This is a genomic window from Desulfobacterales bacterium, assembly GCA_034520365.1.
Taxonomy (GTDB): domain Bacteria; phylum Desulfobacterota; class Desulfobacteria; order Desulfobacterales; family Desulfosalsimonadaceae; genus M55B175.
Window position 1 is genome coordinate 644,246 of sequence record JAXHNP010000003.1, and the last position, 14,464, is coordinate 658,709.

Genomic DNA, 14,464 nt, shown 5'->3' on the forward strand with positions numbered 1-14,464 from the left:
CAATTTAAATGCTTTAAAAAACATCAAAACAGGAGGCAGAGATGAAAAAACAGGAACTGATTCAAATGTTAAACAATGACATGGCCGAGGAGCACGCCGCCATCATCCGCTACCTGGTACACAGCTATCTGGAGGGGGAGGACACCCCCATCGGCGCCAAACTCCTCTCCCGGTCACGCGAGGAAATGTGGCACATGCACTGGCTGGGTATGGTTGTCGGGGATTTAGGGGGCATGCCCAATCTGATCCCGGCCAAATATCCCTTTGATCCCACCAATCGAAAAACCATTTTCAAATCCTATGTGGATTATGAGACCAACCTGGTGCCCCACTACAAGGCAGAGGCGGAAAAAGTGGATGACCCCCACATCAAGCGGGTGCTGATGCGCGAGGGCTGGGAGTCTGACATGCATGCGGAAAAATTTCAAAAAATGCATGACAAACTGTCACCCGCGGATGCAGAGGGGCTTCCCGGCGAGGAAAATGAACTGCCCGAGCAATTTGTCGAGACCCTTCAGCAGCTTGTTGAAACCAAATACAATCAGATGCTCCAGAGCCTGCACAATGCCTGGACCTTCCAGAAAAGCGGCCTATCCGCATGGCAGATCATGGATTTTTCCTATACCAAGATGAAACAGCTCGCCCATCTTGCCGAAGAAGTGGCGGAAAACGGCTTTGAGCCAAGACTCAAGACCCAAGGGGCGATCCAGCCGGCGGACATCGGCAAAGCGCTTCAACACGCGCTGGAAAGCGTCCGGGAAACCAAGGATCGCCACATAGCCCTTAAAAACGACCCGGAAGCCCAGAAGCACGGAGGGCTCATGTCCAACCTGGATCTTTCCATCAACCAGGAAACCTATATAGCCGAAGAAATTGAAGGCTGGCTGAAAAAATAGTTGAAAGATCCCCCCGGGAATGAGCCTAAAAGGAACTTTTGTTGCGTACTTGAAGGCACTAAAGGAAAAAGGGGAATATAGATTTCAGGTGTCAGGTTTCAGGGAAAACGATAAACCTATACTGAAACCTGAACACTGAAACCTCGAACCCTTCTCTACTGCTTCTCCCCCCTAATCCAACGGCTCCCACCGGCCTTCCAGCTTCTTCATCACATCCGGCATGGTGGTGTATTCCATGGCCTCCATGGGCAGCCGGTGCGGCTCAAACGGGCCATGGCGCCGCAAGAGATCCGCGAGCTCATTAGTCTTTTTCCGGGCCCGGTCAAACCCCGGATCATCAAACATATCCCGGGGCCCCACCAGATGCCCGCCGGCCAGCTGAAACCCCAGCGCAATCACCCGGGGCGGCCGGCCGCACCGAGAAAAACCAATAGATCATAGAGTTCCGCCGGCGCATCAAAAAATATCCCATGCCAGCTGATGGATGTCCCGGTTATCAGTTCCGTTGCGGTGGGTCATAATCAGTTCCAGATCATCCCCGCATGCGGTGACATGATAATCGATAATCTTCTCCTGGTGCTGCGCCCCTTCCAGGCGGTTATCCGCCTCCTCGATCAGGTCGGGGTGTATGGCCGAATGGCCGACATATCCGCCAACATCCGCCTTGATAACGCTAACAGTAATTTTATTGCCCTTTTCTGCCTCCTCTGTTTAGTGGTTCACAAAATGTATATCCTGAGAAGCAGTGCGCTAAAAACAGACTTTTTTGACAAATCCCGGCGGAAAATGTGATAAACCGGTGAACACGTTGGATATAAAGACAGAATCAACTGCGGGTTTCAACAAAATATGCTGAAACCAGGGAAAACAATTTTTATAATAAATATAGTCAGTTCTTTTAAGACTGCAACAAATCCATCCCGCCGGCGTTGCCTGATACGCCATCACGCTTGACTTCAACCGCTGAGTATTCTAATGATTCATGCGAATATGAGAAATCTTTAGCCCCCGATTGATGAAAAAAATTTTGAAATAAAAGGAGACACCCGATTATGGCACAACTGATAGCAGACCGCAGGGATGTGGATTTTGTGCTCCACGACCAGCTTGATATCAAGGAGCTCGCCAAACACGAAAAATTTGCGGAATTTAACAAAAAAACCATAGACATGATCGTCACAGAAGCCCGAAACCTGGCCATCAAGGAAATTCTGCCCACCCAGAAAATAAGCGATGCCGGCTGTGAATTTGATAACGGCACCGTGCGGGTGCCGGAGGAATTTCACCGGCTCTTCAAGCTTTACAAAGAAGGGGAATGGCTGGCCATGATCGATGATCCGGAATGGGGCGGCCAGGGGATGCCAAAGACCGTATCCCTTGCGGCCAATGAATATTTTTACGGCGCCAACCCCGCCTTTATGCTCTATCACGGCTTAACCCACGGGGCCGCCCAACTGATCGAAACCTTTGGCACGGATCAACAGAAGCAGGCCTACCTTAAAAAACTCTACTCCGGCGAATGGTCCGGCACCATGCTTTTGACCGAACCCAATGCCGGCTCGGATGTGGGCGCCCTTGAGAGCACGGCGGTCAAAAACGATGACGGCACTTATTCAATTACCGGCACTAAAATTTTTATCTCCGGCGGCGAACACGATATGGTCGAAAACATCGCCCATCCGGTGCTGGCCAGGATTGAAGGCGCACCCGCCGGCACCAAAGGGATATCGCTTTTCCTGGTGCCCAAATACCGCGTCAATGACGACGGAAGCCTGGGGGCATTCAATGACGTGGTCTGCACCAACATCGAAGAAAAAATGGGCCTTCACGGAAACTGCACCTGCACCCTGGCCCTGGGCGGCAAGGGCAACTGCATCGGCACGCTGCTTGGCGAGGAAAACAAGGGCATGCGGGCCATGTTTCTGATGATGAATGAGGCCCGCCAGCTGGTGGGGCTCCAGGGCTTTGCCACGGCCTCGGCGGCCTACATGTATGCCGCAAGTTACGCCAAAGAGCGCATCCAGGGCAAGCACCTGCTGGCCGGAAAAAGTCCGGATGCCCCGGATGTAGCCATTATCCAGCATCCGGATGTCAGGCGGCAGCTGACCCTCATGAAAGCCTATGTAGACGGTTTGCGCAGCCTTATCTATTACGGCGGGCTTACCTATGACATGGAGCATCTGGCCGCCGATGAAGCCGAAAAGGAAAAATATGAAGACCGGTCCGCCATTTTGACCCCCATTATCAAGGGCTACATAACGGATAAAGCGCTTGAGGTAACCAGTCACGCCGTGCAGGTTTACGGCGGCTACGGCTATATCAAGGAATATCCGGTGGAACAGCTGATGCGGGACTGCCGGATCTTCATGATTTATGAGGGCACCAACGGCATCCAGGCCATGGACCTGCTGGGCCGAAAGCTCGGCATGAAAAAAGGCCAGCCGTTTTTGGATTACTTAAGTGAAATGCAGAAGACCACGGATGCGGCCAGAGAAATTGAAGCGGTCAAGGCCCTGGCGGAAAAAGTCGAGGACAGCATCTCACGGCTTAGCGAAATCGCCCTTTATCTGGCAAAAACCGCCATGTCGGACAACATCCTTAATGCGTTTGCTTTTGCCCACCCCTTTCTCGAGGTAACCGGAGACGTAAGCGTCGCCTGGATGCTTCTATGGCGCGCCACGGCCGCCTCGCGAAAGCTTGAAAAACTGGCCAAAAGCAGCGATCCGGCCCAGATGAAAGAGAAAGCCGAAAAAAACAAGGATGCGGGCTTTTATTACGGACAGATCAAAACCGCCGAATTCTTTATCATGACCCAGCTGCCGATCACCATGGGCAAGTTAAACGCTATTGCCGCAAGTAACGGCGCAGCCGTGGAGATGCCGGAAATCGCCTTAGGGGGATAATTTTTCTTTTCATCCTTCGATATTTTTATTGTTGACATATATATTGTACTTTTAATATAGAGATATACTAAATATATGGTTATATCTTTTTTCCAACCTGAACGGCGCAAATTTTTATGGATTCAAACGACGATCTCCCTGTAAGACTCAAAGGCGTTGGTGACAGTCTCTGGGTGACCATCGACCCCACGCAGCCGGTTGAACGGCTGCAGGCGGCGCTGATTAAACCATTCGAGCGGCTGAAACATCTGGCGGTCAATGCCCGCGTCATTATTGATTCCGGAAACTCAACGGATTCGGATCAGCTAATCCGCGACCTGGGCGAATTTTTAAAGGAACGCTTCCAGGTGGGTCAGGTTTCCAAGCCCCCGGAAAAGAAAAAGACCGTCAATAAGGAACGCATCCGGAATCAGGACCTGGGCAACGCCTGGCACCATTATCGCAGCGAGGCCCTGATGATCGCCGGGCGGGTAAGATCCGGCCAGAAAATTGTGGCCAAAAAGCATCTTATTATCATGGGCGACTTAAACCCCGGCGCCGAGGTCGTTGCGGGCGGCGACATCCTGGTGATGGGCACGCTTTCCGGCAAAGCCCAGGCCGGGCAGCCGGACAACGAAGATGCCATCGTCATGGCCCTTCAATTCCGGCCCACCCAGATCCAGATCGGCGGTATCGTTGCGGCCGGGCTTGACTCAGGCGGAAGGGGCAATCCGGAATTCGCCTATATTGACGATCAGGCCATCGTGGTTGACGACTATCTGAGCAACAACCCGTTCAAACAGCTCACATGGCCGGAAGTGCGATAGGTCAAATGCCCATAACAATTAACCCCAATCAAATTTAAAAAAAGAGGTGTATTGTGGAGGGTAAAGTCATTGTTATGACATCGGGAAAAGGCGGTGTCGGCAAAACCACCGTCACCGCGTCCATCGGCGCCGCCCTTGCCCAGCAGGGCAAACGCGTCGCCATTGTGGATATGGATATCGGCCTTCGGAATATGGATGTGGTCATGGGCCTTGAAAACCGCATCGTCTTCAATGTGGTCGATATCATCCAGGGCCGCTGCAAATTAAAACAGGCCGCGATCAAAGACCGCAAGATTGACAACCTTTTTTTGATCCCCGCCTCTCAAAGCGATGATAAAGAGGTCATCAAACCGGAAAACATGGTCTGGCTGACCAACAAACTCCGCAAGGAGTTTGACTTTACCCTGCTTGACTGCCCGGCGGGGATTGAGCACGGGTTCAAAAACTCCATTGCCGCAGCCGACGAGGCGGTGGTCATCTGCACCCCGGATGTCTCCGCGGTCCGGGATGCAGACCGCGTGATCGGGCTCCTCTATGCACGCTCCATCACCCCGAAGCTGGTGGTCAACCGCATCGTTCCCAAGATGGTGGAAAGCGGGGACATGTTGAGTCACGAGGATATCGTGGATGTTCTCTCCATTGATCTGGTGGGCCTGGTGGAGATGGATGAGCTGGTGGTCATCTCCAGCAATACCGGCACCTCGCTGATTTCCAACAAAGAGTCAAAAGCCGGCATGGCTTTTCAGCGTATCGCGATGCGGCTCAACGGGCATCCGGATCTGCCCATTGAGAATCCGTTGGCGCAGAAGGGATTCTGGAAAAAAATCGGTAAAAAGCTTGCTCGAAAAAACAAGGATGCCTAATGAAATTCAATGATCTGCTGAAAAAACTGATCAATAAGCCGGAAAGCAAGGAAGTGGCCAAAAAACGGCTGAAATTCGCCCTGGTCTATGACAAGCTGGAGGTCACGGATAATATGCTGGAAAACCTCCAGAAAGAACTGCTGGAGGTGATTGGCCGATACTTTGAGATCGACCGGGAATCGATGAACTTAGACATTCAACGATCGGACGACTACTCCGCCCTGGTCTTTAACACACCGATCGTATCCGCCAAACATCAGCAAGAGCGGGGGTCCTCAGCCGCATAGAAACGGCATTTACGTGGAAAGCCCCATTTCGGTTTTCATGTACGTATAGAGCTCCTCGCCGATGGCCAGGCCGATCTCAATGAACTGGGGGCCGTACCGCCGGCCGGTGGGGGAGCGGAAAGTATGCCGAATCTTTCTTAAAAAGTCCAACCCCCGCGGATAAATGAGCATAAACCGCTCCGGCGAAATATTGGCGGCCGCCACCATATCCCAGACCGTGTGGATAAAGTTGTCCGGTCCGAACCGGAACTTATCCGAATCATAGAGACAGTCGGATAATATCCGGCAGGCAGCGCCAGGCTTTTCCATGCACTCGCCAAAGGCCTCATGGTTGGCAATGGCGATACAGATGGCGCTGATCTCCTTTTCCGAAAACGGATAGTCCGCCAGTACCTTGCGGGCATATATGGCCCCCTGCCGGGCATGTTCCTTCTGCTTGCGCCGGATATCATGCAAAAGCCCCGCGCAATGCGCCATCCGGAGCTGCCGGGCGACCGTATCGGCTGAAAAATCGGCTGCGCGGCCTTCAATGGCCACCAGAGCCCCGGCATCCAAAGCCACCTTGCGGGCATGGGCCATCCCATGGCCGAAATCATTCTCAATCGCCTCTGCCAAAAACGTTTTCAGCTGATGCACCGTGGCATCCGATTGAAAATATTCGCCTGACTGCGCCACCTCAGCCGAAAAATCCTGATAAAAATCCGGCGTCGGCTGCCGGGCGGCAATTTTACGCGCCTCCCGGCGCAGCCGCTCGATGATCCCATTCATTGAATCAGCCATCATTCACCCATCAAAAACAGCCGGGCCGCGTTTTCCCCCATCATCTGTTTTTTGCCGGCCTCGCTGATCCCGCTTTTTTCAATCTCACGAAAGTACCGGTCCGGCTTGATCAGGGGATAATCCGTCCCCCAGAGGATCTTATCCGCCCCGGCCGCCTGCTCGGCCATCGGATAAATTTCCGGGGTATATAAAAACGGGGATGCGGCTGTATCAAAATACACATTGGCCAATGCCTCCCGGACCTCCTTTTTCATCAGCATATAAAAAAACAGCCCCCCGCCCCAGTGGGCCAGAATAATCCGGTTATCCGGAAAGCGCCTGATCAGCTCATAGATCTGGGCCAGGGTATTCGGGGTCTTGCCCGGATACATATGCCCGATGGGCTCATTGGTATGGATCATCACCGGCAGATGTTTTTCCCGGCAAAACGCCATCACCGGCTCAAGCCGCGCCAGGGTGCCGGATTCAAATCCGGACTGGTAAAACGCAAGCTCGCCCACGCCGGAGAGTCCCCCGGCGATGCAGCGCTCCACCTCGTCAAGCGCGTCTTCGGCAAACACGTCCAGGCAGCACAACCCCTTGATCCGGTCCGGATACCGGGCCACAGCTTCCATGATATAATCGTTATGGGGTTTAAAAATCTCCGGGGCGTGCCAGGGAAACCCAAAGGTGACCGCCCGGTCAACGCCCTGGGCGTCCATTTCCGCCACAAGCTGATCCGCTGTGACAAGCTTTGATTTCGGCGAGTCATAAAGCAGCTTGAACTCCGGCTCACCGTCAAAATAGGCTTCCCGTTTATCACGAATGAAATCCGGGAAGATATGGGTATGCGCATCAACAATCATAACGAACCGTCTTTCTGTCCCTCAATTAACAAACCTTTTGGCTTGACCTGCTTCACTATTTTCCCATATAAGTATCATGAAAAGTATAATAAATTGTTCAGGTAATGAAAACCTAAATCGAGCGTTCCAAATTTTAAACAGAAAATTTTTATATTCTTTTATATGAATGAGGGAAGCCGCTTATGAGTATGTCCAAACTGTTATCGACTTTCGAAGAACCCGGCAAGATCAACACTCAGCAAACGCTTGAATTCGCGTTTGACCGCGGCAGGGAACTCGGCATTACCGAAGTGGTGGTGGCATCTTCTTCCGGTGATACCGCATACCGGGCGCTTGAGATTTTCAAAGGCTTCAACATTACGGCGGTGACATATCATTGCGGCTTCAAAGAGCCCTTCCAGAATACCATGAAGGATGATGTCCGGCGGGATCTTGAAGAGGAAGGCATGAAAGTGGTGGAGGCCACTCATGCCCTGTCCGGGGTCGAGCGCGCGCTTGCCAAAAAATATACCGGCATCTATCCGGTGCTTCTGATGGCGGACACGCTGCGCCTGTTCGGACAAGGAACCAAGGTGGCGGTCGAGATCTCAGTCATGGCCGCAGACGCCGGGGCGCTTACCGGAAACGACATCATCGCCATCGGCGGCACGGGCAAAGGCGCGGATACGGCGCTCCTTCTGAAACCGGCCCACCAATCCAATTTTTTTGATATCCAGATCCGGGAGATTATCTGCAAGCCGCGAACCTTTTAATGCCGCAGACATACGAGCGTCATGTGGTTTTGGTTTCCCCGGAAATTCACTGGAATACGGGCAATATCGGCCGCACCTGCCTGGGGGCCGGAGCGCATCTGCATTTAATCAAACCCTTGGGCTTTTCGCTGGCCGATCGTTACGTCAAGCGGGCGGGCCTTGATTACTGGGATCAGGTCAAGCTGTCCGTGTGGGAGGATTTTGCCGTATTTGCCGAAAACACCGGCATGGCCCCTTCCGAAGCCGCGGTTTTTACAAAAACCGGCCGGCAGCCGGTATGGCAAGTTTCCAAGACCGCCGGCCGGCTGTTTTTGATTTTCGGCTCCGAGACCCGGGGCCTGCCGCCCAAAATCCAAGAGGCATTCAGTCCCGATCAGACCTACCACATCCCTATCGGCCAGGGCATCCGCAGCTTAAACCTCTCCACCGCCGTCGGCATCGCCTTATACGAAAGCCTGCGGGAAGCGCCCAACTTTCATTTTTGGTCCTGAGATTATTTGCGCATTTTGGAAAGCGTCCGCTCCGGATGCTTCTCCAGATGCCGGTAGCGCTTACAGGCCACCTCCGCCATGCGATTCAAAAGATCGGACAGGTCTGAACTCCCCCATATATCGGCAAACTCCGGTTTGCCGCGAAGCCGCTTACTCAACTGATACCCGGCCGCCTTGTCCGGCGTCAGCTTAATATCGCTTTCTTCAAGCCAAATTTTATCGGAAAAAACCTCACTGAACAGCATACCGACCATATAGACGAAAAAATTTTTCACATCCTGAGTAGATTCCGCAGAGCTGATCCGTTGACGATAATCGGGTAAAATTTTGCGTTCATACTTGGTAAACGACAATTGTTTGGTCATTTCCTGCTCCTTGGAAAAATGGGGTTAATCATATCGGCTGCACCGAAGCCGATGAAGAATCCGGGGGGATTGATCTGAATCCAGGGCGAACAGGCGATTGTTTTTGTTGCCATGCTGCAACGGCGGGATACTCCGAAAATCGACTGTATGGTTTGAAGTGAATGAGTTTGTAACACGCTATATTTTTAATTTAATCAAATCCGCGGTTAAAATCAAACAAAAATGTATTTGCGTTTTTCATCCGGATACCGCTGTTGACATTTACCCCTCCGTGCTTATTTTAACTTACTGAAAAGTATTGAAAATAAAATATAGCAGCCAAAAAGGAGGGCTATATACATGCGATTTGATAAATTTACGATAAAATCTCAGGAACTCATTCAAGAGGCCCACTCAAGGGCGTCCCAATACAAACATCAGCAGATTGAGCCCGAACATTTACTGGCGGTCATGCTGGATGACCCCAACGGCATTGCCGGCTCGATCATGCGCAAAATCGGCGTCACCCCGGACAATGTCAGCAATGAGCTAAGCTCCCTGATGGAGAAGCTTCCCAAAGTCGAGGGGGCGGCCGGGGAGAGCTATATATCCCAGCGAACCCGGAAGCTCCTTGAAAAGGCGTTTGAAGAAGCCGATCAGATGAAGGACCAGTATGTCAGTATTGAGCATATTTTTCTGGCCATTGTCGGGGAAAAACAGAGCAGTCTGGCCCAGATGTTTTCCCGATACGGCATCAAACGCGATGCCATTCTTCAGGTACTCTCCGATATCCGGGGCAATCAGACCATTACGGACCAGAATCCGGAGGATAAATACGAAGCCCTGGAAAAATACACCCGGGATCTCACCGAAGAGGCCCGGCGGGGCAAACTCGATCCGGTGATCGGCCGGGATGATGAGATCCGCCGGATCGTGCAGGTGCTGTCCCGGCGGCGGAAAAACAACCCGGTTTTGATCGGCGAACCGGGCGTGGGCAAGACCGCGATTGTCGAAGGGCTGGCCCAGCGGATCGTGGAAGGCGATGTGTCCGAATCCCTTAAAGACCGCCGGCTGATTGCCCTGGACATGGGCACCCTGGTGGCGGGCGCCAAATACCGGGGCGAATTCGAAGACCGGCTGAAGGCGGTGGTCAAGGAAGTTGAAAAGGCGGAAGGCAAAATCATCCTGTTTATCGACGAGCTGCATACCCTGGTTGGCGCAGGGGCCGCCGAGGGCGCGGTGGATGCCTCCAATATGCTCAAGCCCGGCCTGGCCCGCGGGACACTGCGGTGCGTGGGCGCCACCACCATCAGCGAATACAGAAAGCACATTGAAAAGGATGCGGCCCTGGAGCGCCGGTTTCAGCCCGTATTTACGGATGAGCCGTCCAAGGAGGACACCATCTCCATTCTGCGCGGCTTGAAGCAGAAGTATGAGGTCCACCACGGGGTAAAAATCAAGGATTCCGCCATCGTGGCGGCCGCTACCCTGTCTGATCGCTATATCACGGATCGCTTTCTGCCGGACAAGGCCATTGATCTAATCGATGAGTGCGCCTCCCGGCTCCGGATTGAGATTGACAGCAAGCCGGTGGAAATTGATGAAATCCAGCGAAAAATCCGGCAGCTCGAGATTGAACGCGAGGCATTGAAAAAGGAAACGGATAAGGCGTGCAGGGAACGGCTCAACAAACTGGACAAGGAACTGGGAAACCTCAAGGAAGAGTACAACGAGATGAACGCCCACTGGCAGAATGAAAAAGAGGTGATCCAGGAAATCCGCACCATTAAATCCGAGCTCGATCAGCTGACCACGGAAGAGCAGAAAGCCGAGCGTGAGGGCAATTATGAAAAGGTGGCAGAAATCCGCTACGGTAAGCGAAATGAGCTGCGCACCCGGCTTGAGGGAAACAACGCCAAGCTGGCGGAAATCCAGGAACAGCACAAGATGCTCCGCGAGGAAGTCAGCGCCGAGGACGTGGCCCAGATCGTCTCCAAGTGGACCGGCATACCGGTTCAGAAGATGCTTGAAGGCGAACGCGAAAAGCTGGTGCGCATGGAAGAGCGCCTGCAAAAGCGGGTGGTCGGCCAGCACGAGGCGGTCCGCGCGGTCTCCGACGCTGTGCGCCGGGCGCGCTCCGGGCTGCAGGACCCGAACCGGCCCATCGGCTCCTTTATCTTTATGGGGCCGACCGGTGTGGGCAAGACCGAGCTGGCCAAGGCGCTGGCCGAATTCCTCTATGATAATGAACAGGCCATTACCCGGGTGGATATGTCCGAATACATGGAAAAGCACGCCGTATCCCGCTTGATCGGTGCGCCCCCGGGATATGTCGGCTATGAGGAGGGCGGCTATCTGACCGAAGCCGTTCGCCGGCGGCCCTATTCCGTGGTGCTTTTTGACGAAATCGAAAAAGCCCATCCGGATGTGTTCAACGCCCTGCTCCAGATCCTGGATGACGGCCGCATGACCGATGGCCAGGGGAAAACCGTGGATTTTAAAAACACCCTGATCATTATGACCTCAAACGTGGGCAGCCATCTGCTCCAGGAATACAGCGAGTCGCGGCGAAAAGAAATGGAAGATCAGGTCATGCAGGCGCTTCGGGCCAATTTCAAGCCGGAGTTTCTGAACCGGATCGATGAGACCATAATCTTTCACAACCTGAGCCACGAGCAGATCCGCTCCATCGTGGACATCCAGATGATGTATCTGCAGAAGCGGCTGGCTGAGAAAAATATTGAACTGGAGCTTGCAGATGAGGCCAAGGATATGCTGGCCGAACGGGGATTTGACCCGGTATACGGCGCGCGGCCGTTGAAGCGGACCATTCAGCAGTATATTGAGAATCCGCTCTCCATGGCCATTCTCAAGGAGGATATCCCCGAATACAGCCGGATTCGGGCCAAAATAGAAGATGATGCCATCGGCTTCGAACTGGTGGAACGCATGCCCGAAGCCGAAGAGGCCTATGATGCGGCCTGATAGAGGTAAAAGGTATTAGGTATTAGGTTTTAGCTGAAGATGGGGCCGGGGGGGCAAAATTTAACCCACCTCCCCGGCCCTTCTAAGCAAATCCTAACGCCAGCCCGCCCTGATAGACAATAAACGATGCAATCCAGGCAACACCCGTGGTGTAGGCCACATTAAAAAACGCCCACCTGGCCGAGCCGGTCTCCCGGGCAATCACGGCGACAGTGGCCAGACAGGGCACATAGAGCAGCACAAAAATCATCATGGAAAACGCGGAAAGCGCTGTCATGCCGGAATTGAGAAGGGCATTGCGAAGCACCTCGGATTCCGCGTCACCCTCATCCACGGCATACAAAACCCCCATGGTGCTCACCACAATCTCCTTGGCCACAAACCCGGTTAAAAGAGAAACACTTCCCCGCCAGTCTATGCCAATAGGCTCAAATACCGGCGCAACCACGTGGCCGATCCGCCCGATGTATGATTTACGCGCCTTTTCAACGGAACGGGCTTTTTTAACATCCTGGATAAGTTCCTGCTGTTCGCTTTCCAATACCGCAGCCTCTCCCGCCGGGGCCTCGCTGATTTTTTCCGCATAAACCGCCTGGATGCGTGTGATTTCTTCATCATAATTCCGGGCATAGTCAATATCCCGGGGAAACGTGGACAGTGCCCAGACCACCACCGATCCCACCAGAATGATACCGCCCATTTTCTTTAAAAACATCTTGCTCCGATCCCACATGTGGATGAGCAGACTCTTTAACATCGGCATCCGGTAGGGCGGCAGCTCCATCACAAACGGCGCCTCAACCCCCCGCAGCAGAACAGAGCGGAACAAGCGGCCGGTCAATATGGCCACCACAATTCCCAGCAGGTAAAGCCCGAAGATGACGGTGCCTGCCTTTGCGGCAAAAAAAGTGCCGGCCAGCACAATATAGACGGGAAGCCTGGCTGAGCAGGACATAAACGGGGTGATCATGATGGTCAGAATTCGGTCTTTTCGGCTCTCAAGGGTCCGCGTGGCCATAATCGCCGGCACATTGCAGCCAAAGCCCATGAGCATGGGGATGAAGGATTTGCCGTGCAGCCCGATCAAATGCATGATCTTGTCCATTAAAAACGCGGCCCGGGACATGTAGCCGGTATCCTCAAAAAGCGAAATGCAGAAAAACAGCAGCAGGATATTGGGAAGAAAAATAATGATGCTCCCCACGCCGGCGATCACGCCGTTGACCAGCAAATCCTTGACCATCCCGTCCGGCAGCAGCCCGCCCACAAAACCGGATAAAAGCCCGACCCCGGCATCAATCCATTCCATGGGGTAGGCGCCCAGGGTAAACGTAATCTGGAACATGGCCCAGATAAAAAAGATAAAAATCGGAAACCCCAGAAACCGGTTGGTCAGCACCAGGTCGATGTTCCGTGAGACATCGACCCGCCGCAGGCTGGTGTGGGTGACCGCCTCCCGCATGATGCCGGCAATAAACCCGTAGCGCTCATCGGTCATCACGATTTCCACGTCCTCGTCAAACCGGCCCATCAGTTGGCCGCGAAGCTTTTGGGCGACTTCAATCACCGACTCTGCGCCCGCCCCCATTTTCTGCCGGAGCCTTTCCTGGACGATTTGGTCGTCTTCCAGGAGCTTGACCGCTATCCAGCGCGGATTGTAGGGAAATGATTCATCGGTGTGTTCATTGACCGCATCTTTTATTTCGGCAATCGCCGCCTCAATATCCTTGCTGTATCTGACTTTACGTTCATCCGGGGTGCCGCTTGAGGATTCCGCCTGATCAATGACGGTCTGGATCAGCTCGTCCAGCCCTTCCCCTTTGTTGCCAACCGTAAATACCACCGGTACGCCCAAAAGCTCGGACATGGTTTCCGCATCGATATGGATGCCCCGGGATTTGGCCAGATCCGCCATATTCAAAGCAAAGATGACGTTGCAGTCCAGCTCGCGAAGCTGGTTGGCCAGATAAAGGCTTCGCTCCAGGTTGGAGGCGTCGATAATATCGATGACCACATCGGGATTTTCTTCAAGGATAAAATCCCGGGCCACGATCTCTTCAATGGAAAACGGGGTGAGGCTGTAGGTGCCCGGCAGGTCGATGACTTTAATATCATAGCCGCTGCGGTGGATTTCCCCTTCTTTTTTCTCCACCGTCACGCCCGGCCAGTTGCCCACCTTCTGGCGGGTGCCGGTCAGCTTGTTAAATATGGTGGTTTTACCTGAATTGGGATTGCCGGCAAGCGCGACCCTAAGCAGTTTTTTCGGCATATGGCCCCTCGCGGCTTTCCCTGACCACCTGAATCTCCGCTGCCTCCTTTACCCTGAGGGACACGTGAAAATCCTTGACAATAAGCTCTATGGGATCTTTCAGGGGGGCATATTTTTCAATATAGACATCAGATCCTTTGGTCAGCCCCATTTCCAGGAGGCGGCGGCGCAGCCTGGGTTCGCCGCCGATACCAACAATTTTTGCGGTTTCACCTTCCCGCATCTCACTTAAACGCATGATGA

15 protein-coding genes are annotated in these 14,464 nt (G+C 53.4%); 9 read left to right on the forward strand and 6 right to left on the reverse strand.

The features are described 5' to 3' along the window. Positions 1 to 41: 41 nt before the first annotated feature. Entirely contained in the window at positions 42 to 896 is an 855-nt protein-coding gene (locus tag U5L07_06215; protein ID MDZ7831327.1) for a ferritin-like domain-containing protein, read from the forward strand. 171 nt (positions 897 to 1,067) lie between these two features. Here U5L07_06215 and U5L07_06220 read toward each other — a convergent pair whose 3' ends face one another. Beyond that, complete coding sequence (locus U5L07_06220) at positions 1,068 to 1,328, reverse strand: fructose 1,6-bisphosphatase (protein MDZ7831328.1); 261 nt, start codon at positions 1,326 to 1,328, stop codon at positions 1,068 to 1,070. A 120-nt stretch (positions 1,329 to 1,448) separates the two neighbouring features. On the opposite strand from U5L07_06220, the gene U5L07_06225 reads away from it, so the two are divergent. The 5 genes from U5L07_06225 to minE all read left to right on the forward strand — a co-directional run bounded on the left by U5L07_06225 (position 1,449) and on the right by minE (position 5,755). Beyond that, positions 1,449 to 1,688: a hypothetical protein gene (locus U5L07_06225; GenBank protein ID MDZ7831329.1), complete on the forward strand. Its 240-nt coding sequence runs from the start codon at positions 1,449 to 1,451 to the stop codon at positions 1,686 to 1,688. Between the two features lie 260 nt (positions 1,689 to 1,948). Continuing rightward, positions 1,949 to 3,799 (forward strand): acyl-CoA dehydrogenase, encoded by a 1,851-nt coding sequence (locus U5L07_06230; protein ID MDZ7831330.1) that lies wholly within the window; start codon positions 1,949 to 1,951, stop codon positions 3,797 to 3,799. 116 nt (positions 3,800 to 3,915) lie between these two features. Then, positions 3,916 to 4,605 carry a septum site-determining protein MinC gene (locus U5L07_06235; GenBank protein MDZ7831331.1) on the forward strand — a complete coding sequence of 230 codons (690 nt, stop codon included), beginning with the start codon at positions 3,916 to 3,918 and terminating at the stop codon, positions 4,603 to 4,605. Positions 4,606 to 4,658: 53 nt separating this feature from the next. Then, complete coding sequence (gene minD, locus U5L07_06240; protein ID MDZ7831332.1) at positions 4,659 to 5,468, forward strand: septum site-determining protein MinD; 810 nt, start codon at positions 4,659 to 4,661, stop codon at positions 5,466 to 5,468. Continuing rightward, positions 5,468 to 5,755, forward strand: a complete 288-nt coding sequence (gene minE, locus U5L07_06245) for a cell division topological specificity factor MinE (GenBank protein MDZ7831333.1) — start codon at positions 5,468 to 5,470, stop codon at positions 5,753 to 5,755. The genes minD and minE overlap by 1 nt, the downstream gene beginning before the upstream one ends. Before the next feature lie 9 nt (positions 5,756 to 5,764). Here minE and U5L07_06250 read toward each other — a convergent pair whose 3' ends face one another. Both U5L07_06250 and U5L07_06255 read right to left on the reverse strand, forming a co-directional pair. Further along, on the reverse strand, positions 5,765 to 6,535 hold the full coding sequence (locus U5L07_06250; protein ID MDZ7831334.1) for a hypothetical protein: 771 nt from the start codon (positions 6,533 to 6,535) through the stop codon (positions 5,765 to 5,767). Next, entirely contained in the window at positions 6,535 to 7,380 is an 846-nt protein-coding gene (locus tag U5L07_06255) for an amidohydrolase family protein (GenBank protein ID MDZ7831335.1), read from the reverse strand. Before U5L07_06255 ends, U5L07_06250 begins: the two co-directional genes overlap by 1 nt. Positions 7,381 to 7,562: 182 nt before the next feature. Here U5L07_06255 and U5L07_06260 point away from each other — a divergent pair, with 182 nt between their 5' ends. Further along, positions 7,563 to 8,132, forward strand: a complete 570-nt coding sequence (locus U5L07_06260) for a pyruvate kinase alpha/beta domain-containing protein (GenBank protein ID MDZ7831336.1) — start codon at positions 7,563 to 7,565, stop codon at positions 8,130 to 8,132. Beyond that, positions 8,132 to 8,623 carry a tRNA (cytidine(34)-2'-O)-methyltransferase gene (locus U5L07_06265; protein ID MDZ7831337.1) on the forward strand — a complete coding sequence of 164 codons (492 nt, stop codon included), beginning with the start codon at positions 8,132 to 8,134 and terminating at the stop codon, positions 8,621 to 8,623. The genes U5L07_06260 and U5L07_06265 overlap by 1 nt, the downstream gene beginning before the upstream one ends. A 2-nt stretch (positions 8,624 to 8,625) precedes the next feature. On the opposite strand, the gene U5L07_06270 is transcribed toward U5L07_06265, so the two are convergent. Continuing rightward, positions 8,626 to 8,988 carry a hypothetical protein gene (locus U5L07_06270; protein MDZ7831338.1) on the reverse strand — a complete coding sequence of 121 codons (363 nt, stop codon included), beginning with the start codon at positions 8,986 to 8,988 and terminating at the stop codon, positions 8,626 to 8,628. Positions 8,989 to 9,327: 339 nt separating this feature from the next. Here U5L07_06270 and clpB point away from each other — a divergent pair, with 339 nt between their 5' ends. After that, the gene (gene clpB / locus U5L07_06275) at positions 9,328 to 11,952 is read left to right on the forward strand and encodes an ATP-dependent chaperone ClpB (GenBank protein MDZ7831339.1); all 2,625 of its coding nucleotides are present in this window, start codon (positions 9,328 to 9,330) and stop codon (positions 11,950 to 11,952) included. 82 nt (positions 11,953 to 12,034) lie between these two features. On the opposite strand, the gene feoB is transcribed toward clpB, so the two are convergent. Together feoB and U5L07_06285 are read right to left on the reverse strand one after the other, a co-directional pair. Then, on the reverse strand, positions 12,035 to 14,221 hold the full coding sequence (feoB, locus tag U5L07_06280; GenBank protein MDZ7831340.1) for a ferrous iron transport protein B: 2,187 nt from the start codon (positions 14,219 to 14,221) through the stop codon (positions 12,035 to 12,037). Beyond that, complete coding sequence (locus U5L07_06285; protein MDZ7831341.1) at positions 14,202 to 14,459, reverse strand: ferrous iron transport protein A; 258 nt, start codon at positions 14,457 to 14,459, stop codon at positions 14,202 to 14,204. Before U5L07_06285 ends, feoB begins: the two co-directional genes overlap by 20 nt. Positions 14,460 to 14,464: the final 5 nt, after the last annotated feature.

What these genes read in the sequence shown, in the direction of transcription:
- U5L07_06285 (MDZ7831341.1), bottom strand. Translation starts at nt 14,459, where the DNA reads ATGCGTTTAAGTGAGATGCGGGAAGGTGAAACCGCAAAAATTGTTGGT.
- U5L07_06270 (MDZ7831338.1), bottom strand. Translation starts at nt 8,988, where the DNA reads ATGACCAAACAATTGTCGTTTACCAAGTATGAACGCAAAATTTTACCC.
- U5L07_06235 (MDZ7831331.1), top strand. Translation starts at nt 3,916, where the DNA reads ATGGATTCAAACGACGATCTCCCTGTAAGACTCAAAGGCGTTGGTGAC.
- feoB (MDZ7831340.1), bottom strand. Translation starts at nt 14,221, where the DNA reads ATGCCGAAAAAACTGCTTAGGGTCGCGCTTGCCGGCAATCCCAATTCA.
- U5L07_06215 (MDZ7831327.1), top strand. Translation starts at nt 42, where the DNA reads ATGAAAAAACAGGAACTGATTCAAATGTTAAACAATGACATGGCCGAG.
- U5L07_06225 (MDZ7831329.1), top strand. Translation starts at nt 1,449, where the DNA reads ATGATAATCGATAATCTTCTCCTGGTGCTGCGCCCCTTCCAGGCGGTT.
- clpB (MDZ7831339.1), top strand. Translation starts at nt 9,328, where the DNA reads ATGCGATTTGATAAATTTACGATAAAATCTCAGGAACTCATTCAAGAG.
- U5L07_06255 (MDZ7831335.1), bottom strand. Translation starts at nt 7,380, where the DNA reads ATGATTGTTGATGCGCATACCCATATCTTCCCGGATTTCATTCGTGAT.
- minE (MDZ7831333.1), top strand. Translation starts at nt 5,468, where the DNA reads ATGAAATTCAATGATCTGCTGAAAAAACTGATCAATAAGCCGGAAAGC.
- U5L07_06265 (MDZ7831337.1), top strand. Translation starts at nt 8,132, where the DNA reads ATGCCGCAGACATACGAGCGTCATGTGGTTTTGGTTTCCCCGGAAATT.
- U5L07_06230 (MDZ7831330.1), top strand. Translation starts at nt 1,949, where the DNA reads ATGGCACAACTGATAGCAGACCGCAGGGATGTGGATTTTGTGCTCCAC.
- U5L07_06260 (MDZ7831336.1), top strand. Translation starts at nt 7,563, where the DNA reads ATGAGTATGTCCAAACTGTTATCGACTTTCGAAGAACCCGGCAAGATC.
- U5L07_06250 (MDZ7831334.1), bottom strand. Translation starts at nt 6,535, where the DNA reads ATGGCTGATTCAATGAATGGGATCATCGAGCGGCTGCGCCGGGAGGCG.